Below are 16,973 nucleotides of genomic sequence, written 5' to 3' on the forward strand. Positions count from 1 at the left end.
GCGGGTTTAGGCCTTCTGCATCCGATCCAGCCGCAACTGCGCGGCCCTGCGGTGCCCCTCAAGCCCCTCGCTTGCCGACTGCCGCGCGGCCGGTGGCGCAACCGCCGCAACCCCGCGTTCATCCAGCCACTGATGCGTGGCAATCTTCACATAGGCGCCGACCCACAGTCCGCCCGTATAGGCTCCGGCGCCCATGGTCGGCAGGGTATGGTTAGTCCCCGAGCACTTGTCGGAATAGACCACACTGGCCAATTCGCCGATGAACAACGACCCGTAATTGCGCAGCTTCAGCGCCATGGCCTTTGGGTCGGCAGTATGGACCTGCAGGTGTTCGGCGGCGATCAGGTCCGAATAGCCGATCATGGCTTCTTCGCTGTCGCAGACGGTGATTTCACCGTAGTCACGCCAGGCCTGCGCGGCGACGTTGGCGGTGGAGAGCGTGGCCAGTTGCGCTTCAACCTGAGCCAAGGTGGCAGCGGCCAGCGCAGCATCGGTGGTGATCAGGCCGACGCGGGTGCGGATGTCGTGCTCCGCCTGCGCCAGCAAGTCGGTGGCGATCATCTCGGCATCGCCGGTGGAGTCCGCGACGACGAAAATCTCCGACGGACCAGCCAGTTGATCGATACCAACCGGACCAAAGACCTGGCGCTTGGCCTCGTTGACGAAGGCATTGCCCGGCCCGACAATCTTGTTCACCGCGGGCACACTCTCGGTGCCGTACGCCATGGCGGCAATCGCCTGAGCCCCGCCGATCTTGAAGATGCGGTCGGCACCTGACAAGTGGCAGCCGGCGATCATCGCCTTGTGGGCATTGGGCGGCAGGCAGGCGATGACTTCATCGACGCCCGCGACCTTGGCCGGAACGATGGTCATGATCGGGGCCGAGAGCAGCGGATAGCGGCCGCCCGGCACATAGCAGCCGACGCGCTGGATCGGGATGACACGGTGGCCCATATGGACGCCGGGCAGGGTCTCCACCTCCAGCGGCAGGATAGTGGCCAATTGCGCCTTGGCGAATTTGCGGACATTTTCGATGGCAAATTCGGTGTCTTTGCGGGTCTGCGGATCGAGCGTTGCCAGCGCGTCCTCGCGCTCGGCCTGGGTGACTTCGAACACCGAGATATCGGACTTGTCGAACTTCACCGAGTATTCGCGGACCGCCGCATCGCCATTCTTGCGCACATTGGCGATGATCTCGCTGACCAGCGTTTCGACCGGAGCATTGTCGCCGATCGAAGAGCGCTCGGGCGCCTTGAGGTAATGCACGCCGGCAAAGGGGGCGGGATTGGTTTGGGTCATGGCAACTCCGAATGCGAGCCGGCGGCTCTGCTGCAATCTCGGTCCATCGATGGAGGCGGTGGTGGCCAACGCCATATCGATGAACACGTTCTAAACGTCCGAAACGTCGAAAATTGATCTTGCATACGTATTCAATATTTGCCAGTGTTTTTTGCCGAGCATTGCATTTTGACCCCACAGGACCCCAGCGCCCATCATGTCGCGCCGATTTTCCACAAAAATTCCCCAGTTTGCGGGCGTTTCGTGAACCAAAACCTGCCCTTGCTGCTACTCGCCGGCACGCTGTGCGATGCACGGCTGTTTGCGCCATTGATGCACCAGCTCGACCGGCCCGACATGCAGGTCATCGCCATGACGGGCGCGACAACGGCGGCCGAGATGGCGCATCGCATTCTCGCCGAGGCGCCGAAGCGGTTTTCGCTGGCGGGATTTTCCCTGGGCGGCATTGTCGCGCTGGAAATGATCGCGCAGGCGCCTGAGCGCATAGCGCGGCTGGCATTGATCGATGCCACGCCACGGCCGGACCTGCCGGGCAATGCCGAAATCCGGCGCGCCGCGGTGGCTAAAGGTCGGGCCGAGGGCCTGGATAGTTATGTGCTGGACGCCTGGCCAACGCAGGTGGCCCCGTCCAATCGGGACAATGTTGCCCTGCGGCAGACGGTGTTGGCGATGGCCCGCGATGCGGGGGCGGAGGTCCTGGCCGCCCAGTCCGAACTGGCCATCGAGCGCGCCGACAGCCGGCCCCGCCTTGGCGCGATCAATGTTCCAACCCTGATCCTGGCCGGCCAGCATGACGGCATCTGCCCGCTCCCGGCGCAGGAAGAACTGGCGACGGGCATTGCCGGAGCGCAGTTTTTTACCATTCCGGATGCCGGGCACTTCGCCCCGCTTGAAAATCCTGCCGCCATGGCGCGTCATATGCGCGAATGGCTGCGGCAGACCGATAGTTTTTCACCCATTCAGCCTTTGCAGACAGGAGCCATCATGAGCCCGACCGAAACCCACAAGCACGCCAATGGCGGCTCGGCGATCGCCCCGAGCGAAGCCGTATTGCAGGTGGAACGCCGCGATTATCCGGAACTGGCCCCCACCAATCGCACCCGCGTCCAATCGATGGACGGCTTCGACGACATCTATACCGATATCGTCGACTACATCGTGCGCTGCACCCACAAGATCTGGGACGAACGCGACATCGGGCTGATCTACACCCACTACACCCACAATTGCGTGCTCTATGGCACCACTGGCACGATCTACAATCGCGAAGACGTCGTCCGCGATACCATCCAGCGGCTGGTATCCTTCCCCGAACGCCGCGGCATGGCCACTCAGGTGATCTGGAACGGCAATGACGTGGACGGGTTCTATACCTCGCATCTGGTCACCGGTTCGGGCCGCCACACCCAATATGGCCATCTGGGCCAACCGACCGGCAAGCCGTTTGTCTCACGCACCATCGCCGACTGCATGATCTTTAAAAACAAGATCTATCGCGAATGGGTGGTCGCCGATCAGATGGCAATCATCAAGCAGTTGGGGCTCGATCCCAACCATTTCGCCGCCCGCACCGCCAAGTCGAAGTTCGACGCCGGGCTGATCTCGCTCGACATCGGTGAAAACCGCCGCTTCCTGGGCCAAACCCCGCCGCCCGAAAAAGCCGATACCGCGCTGGCGCATAACGACATCGAAGTGCAGACGCTCGAAATGCTGCACGAGGTGTTCACCAAGCGCATGTTCGGCAAGATCGCCGAAGTCTATGCGCCCACCGCGCAGTACCACGGCCCGCTGATGAAGGAGCTCTACGGCGTCGCCGCCATTATCCACCAGCATCTGGGGCTGATCGGTTCGATCCCCGATGCCTCGTTCGAGCCCCAATATGTCTCGTCAAACCCCAGCGAAGAGGGCGGCACCAAGGTTGCGGTGCGCTGGATCATGGAGGGTCACCATCTCGGCTATGGCATTCTGGGCGAGCTGGGTGATCCGACGGGCAAACGCCTGCAGGTGATGGGCATGTCCCATTATCACTGGAAGGATGGCAAGATCGTCGATGAATGGAACGTCTATGACGAATTGAGCCTGTTGACCCAGATCAAGCTGGCGCAACTCGGTGACGGAGCGGCCTGACCTGCATTTCGCGTGGCTGTCTGAAAGGCAGCCACCGACCGCGCAAGGCCTCTGCGCCTCAGTTCGATCTGCCCTGCCAGTGATCAACGCCACCGTCCACTACCGTGCCAGATTGCGTCTGCTGTAAAGGCTGTACAAGCCGGCCTCCATTGTGAACACTGGCGCTAACACGCGCGCTAGGCGGGAAACGAGGAGACTGGCATTGAACGTACTTTTCATCGGCGGCACGGGGCAGATTTCCTATCCCTGCGTCGAGCGGGCCGTGGCCCAGGGGCATGCGGTAACGGTGTATAATCGCGGCAAGCGCCCGGATGAGCTGCCGGGCGGCGTCACCTCCATCGTGGGCGACCTGACCTCGCCGGACTATGCCGATCTGGCCAAGGCCAATTACGACGTGGTGTGCCAGTTCATCGTCTTCACGCCCGACCAAATGGCGCGTGACATCGAGGTGTTTGCCGGCCATTGCGGCCAATACATCTTCATCTCCTCGGCCTCCGTCTACGAGAAGCCCGCGCGCCATTACGTGATCACCGAGAACACGCCTGCCATCAACCCATACTGGCCCTATAGCCAGGCCAAGATCGCCTGCGAAAACCTGCTCATCGCGTCCAGCAACCTGGCCTGGACCATCGTGCGTCCCAGCCATACGGTGCGCACCGGCCTGCCCATCATGATGGGCGACAGCGACGTCATGGCGCGACGCATGCTCGATGGCGAGCCCACCATCGTCGCCGGCGACGGCAATACCCCCTGGACACTTACGCGGTCGGTCGATTTCGCCGTTCCATTCGTGGGCCTGTTCGGCAAGCCGGCGGCCCTCAACGATACGTTCCACATCACCAATGACCATGCCCATATCTGGAACGACATCCAGACGGCCATTGGCCGGCTGCTCGGCGTCGAAGCCAAGATCGTCCATGTGCCCACCGACACCCTGGTGCGCTACAATCCCGAATGGATCGGCCCGCTGACCGGCGACAAGGCCTGGACGGCGATCTTCGACAATTCCAAGGTCAAAGGCGTCGCTGGCGACTTCACCTGCGCCCAAAGCCTCGACGAAATCCTCGCCGAACCAATTGCGCACCTCAAACGCCGCCTGGCTGCCAACCGCCCGCCAAAGGGCGAGTTCGACGCCCTGGTCGATCGCATCTGCGCGGCGCAATCGGCGCTGGGCTAAACTAGGCGCTCCGGCTTCGAACGGCTTTGCTCGATCACCTCGGCAATGCGTTCGAAGACCGGGCTCAGCGGATTGGCGGCGCGCCACACCAGCGACAGCATGCGGCTGGGCTCCGGTAGCGCGATAGCGTGGATGGCGATGCGCGCGTCGGCCTCCTTGCGCAGGGCAATCTGGGGCAGCAGCGTCACGCCCTGCCCATTGGCCACGAATTCCACGATGGTCGACAGCGACGTCGCCGCAAACGCGCGGGCGCCAGGATGGCGGTCCAATCGACAGGCCGCGATCGTCTGATCGCGGAAACAATGGCCCTCGTCGAGCAGCAGGATGCGCTCGGGCGCCAATTGGTCCAATTGGACCGGGCCATCGACCGCTTCCCCTAGGCTGGTGGCCAAAACGAACGCGTCCCGGAACAGCGCGCGGCTGATCAGTTTGGGGCCGTTCTCCGGCGGCTCGGTGCCGATCAGGGCGATATCGAGACTGCCATCGACAAGGCTCGCGATCAGCGCCTCGGTCCGATTCTCGCTGATGGTGAAACTGGCCGTTGGCATGCTGGCCGTTAGCGCGGGAAAAATTTCCGGCAACAGATAGGGCGCGACGGTGGGAATAAGCCCGAACCGCAGTGCCCGGTTCAGGCTGCCGCCATGGCCAAGCGCAAAGGCATCGAGAGCCTCGGCGCTTTCGATCGTCGCCTGCGCCATTTCGACGAACCGGCGCCCGAACGGCGTCAGTTGAACCCCGCTCTTGAGCCGGTCGAAAAGCGGGGTGCCGCACAGGTCCTCCAACGCCGAAATCTGTTGGGAAAGCGCCGGCTGGGACACGGCGCAAGCCTCGGCGGCACGGCCGAAATGGGCGTGGCGGGCGAGTGCCGCCGCATATCGCATCTGCTTCAGCGAAATCGGCATTATAATTTTATCCTATCGACCCGCCAAGATTTATCGATTGGCCTAATGGAAGTCACGCTCCTATAACCGCGCCAGCAGCAGCAATAGGAGCCTCACATGAGCGATCCCCACGCCCCCAATCCGCACGACACCGCGAGCGCCGGTGCTGGCGAATGCCCGGTCGACCATAGCGGCAAGGCCGGAAAAGACCCCAAGGCCCGCCACGGCAATGGCGATTGGTGGCCCAAGCAGCTCGACCTGCAGATGCTGCACCGCAATTCGGCCCTGTCCAACCCGCTGGGTGCGGAATTCGACTATGCCGAGGCGTTCAAGACGCTCGATCTCGCGGCGGTAAAGGCGGACCTCACCGCCCTGATGACCGATTCGCAGGACTGGTGGCCGGCCGACTTCGGGCACTACGGTGGCCTCTTTATCCGCATGGCCTGGCACAGCGCCGGCACCTATCGCATCACCGATGGCCGCGGCGGCGCCGGGCAGGGCCAGCAGCGTTTCGCCCCGCTCAATTCCTGGCCCGATAATGCCAGCCTCGACAAGGCGCGCCGGCTGATCTGGCCGATCAAGCAGAAATACGGCAATGCCATTTCCTGGGCTGATCTGATGATCCTGACCGGCAATGTCGCGCTCGAATCCATGGGCTTCAAGACCTTCGGTTTCGCCGGTGGCCGCGCTGACGTGTGGGAACCCGAGGAGCTGTTCTGGGGTCCCGAAGGCACCTGGCTGGGCGACGAGCGCTATTCGGGCGAGCGCGAGCTGAGCGAGCCGCTGGGCGCCGTGCAGATGGGCTTGATCTACGTGAACCCCGAGGGCCCGAACGGCAATCCGGACCCGTTGGCCTCGGCCCGCGACATTCGCGAAACCTTCCGCCGCATGGCGATGGACGACGAGGAAACCGTGGCGCTGATCGCCGGCGGCCATACTTTCGGCAAGACCCATGGCGCTGGCGATCCGTCCCTGATCGCCGCCGAGCCTGAAGGCGCCGACCTCGAAGACCAGGGCCTGGGCTGGAAAAGCAAGCACGGCACCGGTATCGGTCCCGACGCCATCACCTCGGGCCTCGAAGTGACCTGGACGCAGACGCCGGTCCAGTGGAGCAACTTCTTTTTCGAGAACCTGTTCAACTACGAGTGGGAGCTTTCGGCCAGCCCGAACGGCGCCAAGCAATGGGTGGCCAAAACCGACGATGCGGTCATCCCCGACGCCTTCGTGCCCGGCAAAAAGCATCGCCCCACCATGCTCACTTCCGACTTGGCGCTGCGGTTCGATCCGGCCTACGGCCCGATCTCGCGCCGCTTCCTCGAAAATCCCGACCAGTTTGCCGATGCCTTCGCCCGCGCCTGGTTCAAGCTGACCCACCGCGATATGGGCCCCAAGGTGCGCTATCTGGGCGCCGAAGTGCCCAGCGAAGACCTGATCTGGCAGGACGTGATCCCGGCCGTCGATCACGAACTGGTCAATGATGCCGATATCGCGGCGCTCAAGGGCCAGATCGCCGCGTCGGGCCTGACGGTGTCCGAACTCGTGTCCACCGCCTGGGCCTCTGCCGCCACATATCGCGGCTCGGACAAGCGCGGTGGCGCCAATGGCGCCCGCATCCGCCTTGCCCCGCAAAAGGATTGGGCCGTCAACCAGCCCGCGCAACTCGCCAAGGTGCTGGCCAAGCTCGAAGCCATCAAGGCCGCGTTCGGCAAGACCGTGTCGCTCGCCGACCTGATCGTCCTCGCCGGTGGCGTGGGCATCGAACAGGCCGCCAAGGCCGCCGGGCAGGATCTCGTCGTGCCGTTCACGCCAGGCCGCATGGATGCCTCGCAGGACCAGACCGACATCGTTTCCTTCGCCGCGCTCGAGCCGCGCGCCGATGGCTTCCGCAACCACTATACCCCGCGTGCCTTCATGGAGCCCGAGGAGTCCCTCGTCGACAAAGCCCAACTGCTGCGCCTGACGGGGCCGGAAATGACCGTGCTGGTGGGTGGCCTCCGCGTCCTCAAGGCAGGCGTCTCCGAGCATGGCGTCTTCACCACGCGGCCGGAAACCCTGACCAACGACTTCTTCCGCAACCTGCTGGACATGGCCACGGTGTGGTCGCCCAAGGCCGGCGAGCAAGGAGTCTATGAGGGGCGCGACCGCAAGAGCGGCGAGCTGCGCTGGACCGGCACCCGTGTCGACCTGATCTTCGGCTCGCACTCGCAACTGCGCGCCTTGGCCGAAATCTACGGTCAGTCGGACGCATCGGCCAAGTTCACCAAGGACTTCGTCGCGGCCTGGGTCAAGGTGATGAACGCCGACCGGTTCGACCTGCGCTAGCGCCTCCACCGCACGCGCAAGAGCCACTCACGCGATTCTGGCCCGGCGAGTTCGCCGGGCCAGAATCCTTCGATCATTGCCCCCCAATCAAGCCGCCCCTTCTGCCGAGGCGGCCGTCCGCGAGCGTCTCGCGGCGTCGCTTTGAAATCGAATGACCGCGTTTGCAGATCCCATTACTCGGCCGGTTGAGGTTGTTTGTCCGCGACGGCCTCAGTCTGCTTTTCGCAGAGGCTACTCTGCCCGAGCGCCACAGTCAGGACAGTTGCCGCACCCGCCGCGACAGAGACCCAGAAGCCGTTCTGTGCGCCGTAGTTGTCGACGACCCAGCCCGACACGAGTGAGCCTATCGCCATGCCGATACCGATGCCGGTCATGACCCAGGTAACGCCTTCGGTCAGCATGGATTCCGGAACCCGCCGCTCGATCAGGCCGAAGGCCGTGATGAAGGTCGGCGAGATGGCGACACCGCTAAAGAAGACGGCTACCGCAAGAAGCGTGACGGAGCTATCGGCAATCAACAACGGCAGGGCAGTCAGGGCGAGAACGCTGACAGCGATCAGCATCTGGCGCCGGAGAGGCATTTTTGGATTGATCGCGCCGAGGACGAGGCCGAGCACAAACGATCCGACCGCGTAAACGCCGATGACAAGACTGGCCGCACCCGGCTGGCCGAGTTCCTTCGTGATGGCGACCGACGTCACTTCGGCCGTGGCGAATATCGCCCCCACGAAGACCAGTGCCAGCGTGATGATCTGAACCGGCCGCAGCCAGATAGCCGAGCCCCGCGGGGCATTATGGTCAAGCGCCCGCACCTTTGGTTCGCTCGACCGCTGCAGCAGAAACGCCGCCGTGCCAACGGCAAGGAATGCGACGGCGGCGAGCATGCCGGCCTCCGGGAAGAGCGACACGGAAAGGGCGACCGAGAGTGAGGCGCCCGCGATGTAGATCAGCTCGTCGGCACTCGACTCAAAAGCGAAGGCGGTGTTGATCTCCGGCCGATCGCGGAACATTTCGCTCCAACGGGCGCGAACCATCGCCGATATGCTGGGCATCGTCGCGGCGACCAGTGCGGACACGAATAGTGTCCAGACCGGCCAACTCTGGTTTACCGCCGCAATCAGCACCAGAAAGGCGGCGACCGACACGAGTGCCGCTGGCGCGACGACCGCAGTCTGCCCGAAGCGGTCGACCAGGCGGGACAATTGCGGCGAAACAAACGCGTTTGCTAACGCGAACGTCGCCGAAACGGCACCAGCCAGCCAGTACTCGCCGTAAGTCTGAGACAGCATGGTGATAATACCGATTGGCGCCATCGCGACGGGCAGTCGTGCGATGAATGCGGCCGCCGAAAAACCCTTGGCGCCCGACGCCCTGAATATTTCCGCATAGGGATTTGACATTTGGAAGCTCCTTGAACATCAGCGCATGTCACGCATATACTCAACGTATGCGAGCGAGATAATCACATACGCTTCGTATGTCAATATGGATACGAAGCGTATGTTAGCGTGGAGTACATGATGCGAAAGACGCGCCAGGAGATGATCGCGGAGACCCGCGCCAAGCTGATCGCCGCGGCCCGTCACACCTTCGGCACCGTCGGCTACGCCGATTCGAACATGGACGAGTTCACCGCGGAGGTGGGACTGACCCGTGGCGCCCTCTACCATCACTTTGGTGACAAGCAGGGCCTGCTGCGCGCGGTGATCGAGGAAATCGATGCCGAGATGACGGCGCGCCTGAAGGAGATTTCGGGACGCGCGCCCACGCGCTGGCAAGGCGTTGTCGATGAGTGGATCGGCTATATCCAGATGGCGCTCGAGCCTGAGATCCAGCGGATCATGTTCCACGATGCCCCGGCGGTTCTGGGGGACATTTCGCAATGGCCGAACACCAATGGTTGCGTCATGGCCCTGAAAGAAAGCCTGGACGAACTCAAGGCCGATGGGGTGCTGGTAGACGTCGACACGGAGGGCGCGGCGCGCCTGATCAACGGCGCCAGCAGCCACGCAGCCACGTGGATTGCCAGCTCCGACAATCCCGAGGAAACCTCCATTACGGCAGTGGCCAGCTTCCGCACCTTGCTTGAAGGCCTTCGCTTGCGCTGAATCCCTGCGTGCGGCGCTGGATGGCGACGGGGTCGTCATTGATGGTGAACGAGAACACGACCGGTGCCGGTCGCAAGCGGATATGGCTCGCATGCGGGGAGGGCGCTGCGACGAGACCTCGACTACATTTTCGTGCCCAGAGACCAGCGCGGCAACGTAGTTTACCGAACCTTAAGTGCCGGGGCCGTACTCAGAATCCCAGGCCTATCCTTCGCTGTGAACGGTCATTCTCCAACCAGAAAGACCAACAGTGTCAGCCCTCCTCACCGGTAGCATCGCCCGTCGCCTTTACAGCCTCATCGCCGTTTTCGCGGTCGGCTTTGCCGGGGTGCTGGCATTCCAGCTTTATACGTTGCGCTCCAATCTTGATGATTTCAAACGCACCGAGTTGCAGAGCGTGGTGCAGGGGGCCGTCAGCATTGCGCAGAACTATTACGATCGCGCGCAAGCTGGCGAGTTCACTGAAGACGAGGCCAAGAAACTGGCCTTGGCGTCGCTGCGCGGGTTCCGTTACCAGGGCAAGGAGTATGTCTTCATCGACACCGTCGACATGGTGATGCTGATGCATCCCACCAAGCCCGAGAAGGAAGGCAATGACCGCTCGATCGAAGCGGACGGCCGCGGCAAGCTCTACATGAAAGAGATGATCACCAATGCGGTGGCCAACGGCTCGGCCTATGAAACCTATCTGTTCAAGGATCCCAAGGGCGGCGAATTCGACAAGGTCAGCTATTCCGAAGTGTTTCGTCCCTGGGGCTGGAATATTGCCTCGGGCGTGCTGCTAACCCAGGTCGATGCCATCTTCATGAGCGCAGCCCTGACGAGCGGCGCCATCGCGCTGGGGGTGACGCTGTTGCTGCTGCTCATCGGTGTGCTGATCGCGCGCAGCATCAGTCGGCCGATCGCCGGGCTCAATGCCAACATGGCGGCGCTGGCCCAAAATGACTTCGATATCGAGCTGAAGGGGCAAAACCGCAGGGACGAGATCGGCGACATGGCGCGGGCCGTGGAAGTCTTCCGCGAGAATGGCCTCAAGATCAGCCAGATGACCGAAGCGGAAGCGACCCGCGTCATCGCCGATCAGGCGGAACGTCAGCGCATGATGGCTGAACTGCAACGTGCCTTTGGACAAGTGGTGGATGCCGCTATCGCGGGCGATTTCAGCAAGCGGGTTGATACCGAATTCCCCGATCCAGAACTCAATGGGCTCGCCGGCAGCGTCAACAATCTGGTGACTACCGTCGATCGCGGCATCGCCGATGTTGGGCAGGTGCTGACGGCATTGGCCAATACTGACCTGACGCGACGCATGACTGGCGACTATGCCGGCGCTTTCGCCAAGCTGAAGACCGACGCCAACGGTGTGGCCGATACGCTGACCGATATCATTGGCAGGCTCAAGGGCACGTCTGGAACGCTCAAGACCGCGACGGGTGAAATTTTGGCTGGGGCCAATGACCTCAGCGAGCGCACCACGAGGCAAGCGGCTGCCATCGAGGAGACGTCGGCGGCCATGGAGCAGCTCGCCTCGACGGTGCTGGCCAGCGCCACAAAGGCGCAGGCCGCCAGCGTCCAAGCCAAGTCGGTATCGCGGACGGCCGAAGACAGCGGCGCGGTGATGGGCCAGGCGACCGAAGCCATGGATCGCATCACGGCCTCGTCCAGCAAGATTTCCAACATCATCGGGCTGATCGACGATATCGCCTTCCAGACCAACCTGCTGGCGCTGAACGCCTCGGTGGAAGCCGCTCGGGCAGGGGACGCGGGCAAGGGGTTTGCCGTGGTTGCGGTGGAAGTACGGCGGCTTGCGCAATCGGCGGCGTCTGCATCGGCGGACGTCAAGATTTTGATCGAGCAGTCGGCCAACGAGGTCAAGGGCGGTTCGCGTCTGGTCTCGGATGCCGCCAGCAAGCTGCACGGCATGCTCGACGACATCCGCGAAAACACCGCGGCGCTGGAGTCGATCTCACAGGAGAGCCACGAGCAGGCTTCGGCCATCCGTGAGGTCAATGTCGCGATGCAGCAGATGGATGAAATGACCCAGCACAATGCGGCGCTGGTGGAGGAGACCAATGCGGCGATAGAACAGACCGAGGCGCAGGCCAACGAGCTCGACAATATCATTGACGTGTTCACGACCGGGGATGTCCCGCGCTCGCTTGGGTCCCACACGGCACCCGTCGTGGTAGCGCCGTCGAAATCACGGCCGGCGCGCGCATATCTGACCCAAGGCAATGCGGCGATAGCCCAGGATTGGAATGAGTTCTAGGTGCGGCGGGCTAGCCGAAGCCCAAGATCATCATCGGTATCGGCCAGACGATCTCGAACTCGCCGCGCGACTGCCAAGTCACGCGTTCCAAGCGCATGCCCAATGAACCGGCGTTCGCTAGACCCAGCTAGCGTACTTTGATGCACACTCTGTAGCGTAGGGTTAGCCGAGTTCAGTCGCGGCACTGGCGCGCATTGAAAAAACGGCAGCCTTTTCAGCTACATAGCTAATCTGGAAATGGGAAATGGAGCGGGTGAAGGGAATCGAACCCTCGTCGTAAGCTTGGGAAGCTTCTGCTCTGCCATTGAGCTACACCCGCAATCGCCTCTTGATGCGTCAAATGGGGCAGGGCGTCAAGCGCGACGCGATGGCTTGCACGATCAACGCGCTTGATAAGCGCGATCCGGCGCTGTCCGATCGGATATCGGCCCTGCGAGCTGGTCGGCCCTGGGCCCTCGTCCCGCGCTCGCCCTCGCCGGTCTGAATTGCTCCATACCCCATTGTGGGGGGATGACGGGGAGTAAACTTTGCGGAACCATTCGCTCCAGACAGCAGGACCGGGGGCGGTCCGGAGGGAGCACCGATCATGAACCGCAGGGTTTTTATCGTCGCGGCCATTGCCGCATCCATCGCCATGCCGGCTCTGGCGCAGAACGACGTCTGCCGCGACCAGAACGGCAATGTCGACCAGAACCTGAGCCAGGGCTGGCAGCAGTTCCAGGCCGGCGCCGATCCACAGGCCATGGGGCAATTGACCGGCGTCTGGTACACCGAAGTCCCCAACCAGTTCAGTCCCGGCCAGGTCGCCCAGCGCTATACCACGTTTGAGCCCAGCGGCCTGTTCACCACCCAGACTCGCGTCTGCGCCAATGGCCAGATGTGTTCCGATTATCCCGGACACGGCTTCTGGGCCTCGCAGATGCAGAACGGCGTGCTCGTCACCTTCTCGATCTTTTCCGATACCCAGGTGACCAACTACTGCTCCATCACCCAGGCCCAGTTCAACGGCCCCAACACGCTGCGCGACCAGAACGGGCAGGTGCAGCAGCGCGTGCAATAACGCCGCATCCCGCTGGCAATGCGGGCCTGCTGTGCGCCATAATCCCCGTCGAGCGAAGGGATGAATTGCCATGCAGCAACCGAGTTTTGATTTGAGCGGACAAGTCGCCCTGGTAACCGGCGCCGGTCGCGGGCTGGGACGGGCGATCGCGCTGGCCTTGGCCAATGCCGGCGCCGACCTGGCCCTTGGCCTGCGCGATATCGCGGCCGATGGCGGGCTGGCCGATGAAATCGCTGGCCTTGGCCGCCGCGTGCTGAAGCTGCAGATGGACGCGGCCAATTTGGATCAATCGCGCGCCGCCATGGACGAGGCCATCGCCAAACTCGGCCGCATCGATATCCTGGTCAACAATGTCGGCGGCGGTGGCAGCCAGGGCCCGGTCGAGGACTTCACCGAAGTCACCTTCGACGACACCATCGGCATCAATCTCAAATCGTCGTTCTTCATCGCCCAACATGCCGGCAAGCACATGATCGCCAGGGGCAGCGGGCGCATCATCAATATGAGTTCGCAAGCCGCCTTCGTGGCCCTGCCCGGCGAGGCGATCTATTGCCTCGCCAAGGCCGCCGTCTCCCACATGACCAAGTGCATGGCGGTCGAATGGGGCCAATACGGCATCACCGTCAACGCCGTCGCCCCCACCTTCATCGCCACCCCCGGCACCGCTCCCGCGCTGTCCGACCCGGTTTTCAAGGCCGATGTCGAAGACCGCATCGCCGCCCTCCATCGCATCGGCGAGCCGCACGAAGTCGCCGGCGCCGTGGTGTTCCTGGCATCGCCGGCGGCGTCGCTGATCACCGGCCAGACCATGCTGATCGATGGCGGCTGGACGGCGCGGTGATCGGGCAGGGGCGCCTGCCGTCTAATGCCCCGGCGTCATTCCCGCGTACGCGGGAACCCATTCGGCGATCCTGCCGCCGGCAACAAGAATAGGTTCCCGCCTGCGCGGGAATGACGTGGTGGATTTATTGGCTTCACAGAGCCTTCCAGGCTCGTGGCTCTACGGCAAATACGGCTTGAAATGCTTGGATAGCTTCAGCGTCTGGGCCTGATAGTTCGAGCCCAGCGCCGAGCCATAAAGCCGATCCGGGGGCTCGGCCAGCTTCTCGTAAATCAGCCGCCCGATGGTCTGCCCATGTCCCAGCAAAAACGGCACTTCGCGGCTGCGCACTTCCAGCACCGCGCGGCTCCCCGTGCCACCGGCCGGCGAATGCCCAAACCCGGGGTCGAAAAACCCGGCATAGTGCACCCGGAACTCGCCCACCAACGGATCGAACGGCACCATTTCGGCCGCATGCGTGGGCGGCACATGCACCGCCTCGTCGCTGACCAGAATATAAAATTCATCCGGGTCGAGGATCAGCTCGTCGCTGCCGCGATTGGTCAGCGGCTCCCAAAAATCCAGCACATCCAGCGCTGCCTTCTTGTCGACATCCACCACCGACGAATGCCGCTTGGACCGAAACCCGATCAGCCCATTGCGCTCGGCGCCCTTGAGGTCGATCGATAGCGCCACCCCGTCGTCCACCGGCCGGTGATCGCCGAACACCAGCGTCTGCTGCCGGTGCAGCGCCTGATGCTCCGCCACGCTCAGCTTGGTATCGCCCGAACGGAACCGCATCTGGCTCAGCCGCGAGCCCGTCCGCACCAATATCGGAAACGTGCGCGGGCTGACTTCGAGATACAGCGGCCCATGATAGCCGGCCGGCATCTGGTCGAACCCGCGCGCCCGATCACCGATAACCCGAGTGAACACATCCAGCCGCCCCGTCGAACTCTTGGGGTTGGCCGAAGCGCTCACCGCATCCGGCAGCGCCAGGCTTTCCTGCAGCGGCACCAGATACACACAGCCGCGCTCCAATACGGCGCCGCCCTTGAGGTCGATTTCATGCAGCTTCAGCGCATCGATCCGCCCGGCCACCGAATGGCTCGGCCCCGGCAAAAAGCTGGAGCGCACCCGAAACGCCGTATCCCCCAGCCGCAGATCCAGACTCGCCGGTTGCACCTGGTCCACATCGAACTCACGCGCCGTGGCGATGGCACCCTGCCGGTGCAATTGCTCGATCAGCCGCGCCGGAAAAATGCCCTGCGGCCAAGCCTGTTGCGTGCTCATAGCGATCTGTCCCGCATGCCGATGGCTTTCCCTAGCAATCCGCGCAATTGACGCCAAGCGGCAAATGGAATTACATCCCGATCAGTGGTGATTTGGCCGGTCTGGTTGCAGCCACTTTAAATAAATTGCTAAGAGACCGTTCTAACCGGCCGCATGTTTGTGCGCCGGTTTTTTTGTTTGAAGGCATTCCATGTCCAAGGCCGACAATCCCCTCAACGACCCAAGCAAGCGCGCGCCCGAAACCCTGCTCGTGCATGGCGGCGACAAGCGCACTGCGTTCAACGAAACCTCCGAGGCGCTGTTCCTCACCTCAGGTTACAGCTACCCTAGCTCGAACCACGCCGAACGCCTGTTCAACAACGAAATTCCCGGCGCGCACAATTACTCGCGCTTCGCCAATCCGACCGTCGATATTTTCCAGGAACGCATGGCGCTGCTCGAAGGCGCCGAGGCCGCGCGCGGTTTTGCCAGCGGCATGGCGGCGGTCACCAATGCGGTGATGAGCCAGGTCAAGGCCGGCGATCACATCGTTGCGGCCCAAGCGCTGTTCGGTGGTTGCCGCTTCGTGGTCGAAGATTTCATGCCGCGTTGGGGCGTCAGCTCGACGCTGGTCGATGGCCGCGATCCCGAAAACTTCGCCCGCGCCATGCAGCCCAATACCAAGGTCGTGTTCATCGAAACGCCGACCAATCCGACGCTCGAGCTGGTCGACATCGCCGCCGTTGCCGATATCGCCCACGCCCATGGCGCCAAGCTGATCGTCGACAACGTCTTCGCCACGCCCCTCTACCAGAAGCCCCTGCAATTGGGCGCCGATCTCGTCACCTATTCGGCCACCAAGCATATCGACGGGCAGGGCAGGGTGCTCGGCGGCGTCGTGCTCGGCAGCAAGGAACTGATCACCGGCGACGTCCACACGCTGCTCCGCCAGACCGGCGCCACGCTGAGCGCCTTCAACGCGTGGGTGCTGCTCAAAGGCCTCGAAACCCTGCCTCTGCGCGTCCGCCAGATGACCGAAAGCGCCGCGAAAATCGCCGAGGTTCTGGGCAATCACCCCAAGGTCAACCGCGTTATCTACCCCCACCACAAGTCGCACCCGCAATACGACTTGGCCAAGCGGCAGATGAAGGCCGGCTCGACGCTGCTCGCCATCGACGTCAAGGGCGGGCAAGAGGCGGCATTCAAGCTCTCGGACTCGTTGGCCGTGATCCTGATTTCCAACAATTTGGGCGACGCCAAGTCGATCATCACCCACCCGCGCACCACCACGCACCAGCGCCTCACCGAAGAAGTCCGCTTGGAAACCGGCGTCACCCCCGGCCTGCTGCGGCTCTCGGTCGGGCTGGAAGCCAGCGATGATTTGATCGCGGATTTGTTGTACGGGTTGGATCAGATCTAAGACAGGGGCGGAGGCCTTTCTCACCTCTCCCTTCGGGGGAGAGGTCGGCGCGCAGCGCCGGGTGAGGGGGCCTTACCGGGGTGAAGGTGCCCGCGGAAGGGGGGGGGGGGGGGGGGGGGGGGGGGGGGGGCGGGGGGGGGGGGGGGCCCCCCCCCCGGGGGGGGGGGGGCCCGCGGCGCCCCCCCCGCCCCCCCCCCCCCCCCCTTCCCCAAACATTG

General features: G+C 63.2%; 12 protein-coding genes, 1 tRNA gene and 1 riboswitch. Of the genes, 8 read left to right on the top strand and 5 right to left on the bottom strand.

What is annotated here, in order from left to right; all coding sequences use genetic code 11:
- Positions 1-6: 6 nt before the first annotated feature.
- A complete protein-coding gene (gene hisD / locus ABIB57_RS23455) occupies positions 7-1,299 on the bottom strand; it encodes a histidinol dehydrogenase (protein WP_354043667.1) in 1,293 nt (430 codons plus the stop codon).
- Between the two features lie 243 nt (positions 1,300-1,542).
- Here hisD and ABIB57_RS23460 point away from each other — a divergent pair, with 243 nt between their 5' ends.
- Together ABIB57_RS23460 and ABIB57_RS23465 are read left to right on the top strand one after the other, a co-directional pair.
- A complete protein-coding gene (locus ABIB57_RS23460) occupies positions 1,543-3,426 on the top strand; it encodes an alpha/beta fold hydrolase (RefSeq protein WP_354043668.1) in 1,884 nt (627 codons plus the stop codon).
- A 196-nt stretch (positions 3,427-3,622) separates the two neighbouring features.
- Positions 3,623-4,603 carry an SDR family oxidoreductase gene (locus ABIB57_RS23465; RefSeq protein ID WP_354043686.1) on the top strand — a complete coding sequence of 327 codons (981 nt, stop codon included), beginning with the start codon at positions 3,623-3,625 and terminating at the stop codon, positions 4,601-4,603.
- Here the strand turns inward: ABIB57_RS23465 and ABIB57_RS23470 are convergent.
- On the bottom strand, positions 4,600-5,505 hold the full coding sequence (locus ABIB57_RS23470; RefSeq protein ID WP_354043669.1) for a hydrogen peroxide-inducible genes activator: 906 nt from the start codon (positions 5,503-5,505) through the stop codon (positions 4,600-4,602). The genes ABIB57_RS23465 and ABIB57_RS23470 overlap by 4 nt on opposite strands.
- A 96-nt stretch (positions 5,506-5,601) precedes the next feature.
- On the opposite strand from ABIB57_RS23470, the gene katG reads away from it, so the two are divergent.
- Positions 5,602-7,806, top strand: a complete 2,205-nt coding sequence (gene katG / locus ABIB57_RS23475) for a catalase/peroxidase HPI (protein ID WP_354043670.1) — start codon at positions 5,602-5,604, stop codon at positions 7,804-7,806.
- A gap of 173 nt (positions 7,807-7,979) precedes the next feature.
- Here katG and ABIB57_RS23480 read toward each other — a convergent pair whose 3' ends face one another.
- Positions 7,980-9,206, bottom strand: a complete 1,227-nt coding sequence (locus tag ABIB57_RS23480; protein WP_354043671.1) for an MFS transporter — start codon at positions 9,204-9,206, stop codon at positions 7,980-7,982.
- A 120-nt stretch (positions 9,207-9,326) separates the two neighbouring features.
- On the opposite strand from ABIB57_RS23480, the gene ABIB57_RS23485 reads away from it, so the two are divergent.
- Both ABIB57_RS23485 and ABIB57_RS23490 read left to right on the top strand, forming a co-directional pair.
- Positions 9,327-9,914 (top strand): TetR/AcrR family transcriptional regulator, encoded by a 588-nt coding sequence (locus tag ABIB57_RS23485; RefSeq protein WP_354043687.1) that lies wholly within the window; start codon positions 9,327-9,329, stop codon positions 9,912-9,914.
- A 250-nt stretch (positions 9,915-10,164) separates the two neighbouring features.
- A complete protein-coding gene (locus ABIB57_RS23490) occupies positions 10,165-12,183 on the top strand; it encodes a methyl-accepting chemotaxis protein (RefSeq protein ID WP_354043672.1) in 2,019 nt (672 codons plus the stop codon).
- Positions 12,184-12,428: 245 nt separating this feature from the next.
- Here ABIB57_RS23490 and ABIB57_RS23495 read toward each other — a convergent pair.
- A tRNA-Gly gene (locus ABIB57_RS23495) sits at positions 12,429-12,502 on the bottom strand.
- Positions 12,503-12,769: 267 nt separating this feature from the next.
- Here ABIB57_RS23495 and ABIB57_RS23500 point away from each other — a divergent pair.
- Both ABIB57_RS23500 and ABIB57_RS23505 read left to right on the top strand, forming a co-directional pair.
- The gene (locus ABIB57_RS23500) at positions 12,770-13,243 is read left to right on the top strand and encodes a hypothetical protein (RefSeq protein WP_354043673.1); all 474 of its coding nucleotides are present in this window, start codon (positions 12,770-12,772) and stop codon (positions 13,241-13,243) included.
- 70 nt (positions 13,244-13,313) lie between these two features.
- Positions 13,314-14,084: an SDR family NAD(P)-dependent oxidoreductase gene (locus ABIB57_RS23505; protein ID WP_354043674.1), complete on the top strand. Its 771-nt coding sequence runs from the start codon at positions 13,314-13,316 to the stop codon at positions 14,082-14,084.
- Positions 14,085-14,243: 159 nt separating this feature from the next.
- Here ABIB57_RS23505 and ABIB57_RS23510 read toward each other — a convergent pair whose 3' ends face one another.
- Positions 14,244-15,356, bottom strand: a complete 1,113-nt coding sequence (locus ABIB57_RS23510; RefSeq protein WP_354043675.1) for a 2'-deoxycytidine 5'-triphosphate deaminase — start codon at positions 15,354-15,356, stop codon at positions 14,244-14,246.
- A gap of 74 nt (positions 15,357-15,430) precedes the next feature.
- Positions 15,431-15,508: riboswitch (SAM riboswitch) on the top strand.
- Between the two features lie 38 nt (positions 15,509-15,546).
- On the opposite strand from ABIB57_RS23510, the gene metZ reads away from it, so the two are divergent.
- On the top strand, positions 15,547-16,755 hold the full coding sequence (metZ, locus tag ABIB57_RS23515; RefSeq protein ID WP_354043676.1) for an O-succinylhomoserine sulfhydrylase: 1,209 nt from the start codon (positions 15,547-15,549) through the stop codon (positions 16,753-16,755).
- Positions 16,756-16,973: the final 218 nt, after the last annotated feature.

This window comes from Devosia sp. UYZn731 (assembly GCF_040546795.1).
GTDB lineage: Bacteria > Pseudomonadota > Alphaproteobacteria > Rhizobiales > Devosiaceae > Devosia.

Coding starts and splice junctions, on each gene's coding strand:
- hisD (WP_354043667.1), bottom strand. CDS start 1,299: ATGACCCAAACCAATCCCGCCCCCTTTGCCGGCGTGCATTACCTCAAG.
- ABIB57_RS23470 (WP_354043669.1), bottom strand. CDS start 5,505: ATGCCGATTTCGCTGAAGCAGATGCGATATGCGGCGGCACTCGCCCGC.
- katG (WP_354043670.1), top strand. CDS start 5,602: ATGAGCGATCCCCACGCCCCCAATCCGCACGACACCGCGAGCGCCGGT.
- ABIB57_RS23480 (WP_354043671.1), bottom strand. CDS start 9,206: ATGTCAAATCCCTATGCGGAAATATTCAGGGCGTCGGGCGCCAAGGGT.
- ABIB57_RS23485 (WP_354043687.1), top strand. CDS start 9,327: ATGCGAAAGACGCGCCAGGAGATGATCGCGGAGACCCGCGCCAAGCTG.
- ABIB57_RS23500 (WP_354043673.1), top strand. CDS start 12,770: ATGAACCGCAGGGTTTTTATCGTCGCGGCCATTGCCGCATCCATCGCC.
- ABIB57_RS23505 (WP_354043674.1), top strand. CDS start 13,314: ATGCAGCAACCGAGTTTTGATTTGAGCGGACAAGTCGCCCTGGTAACC.
- ABIB57_RS23510 (WP_354043675.1), bottom strand. CDS start 15,356: ATGAGCACGCAACAGGCTTGGCCGCAGGGCATTTTTCCGGCGCGGCTG.
- metZ (WP_354043676.1), top strand. CDS start 15,547: ATGTCCAAGGCCGACAATCCCCTCAACGACCCAAGCAAGCGCGCGCCC.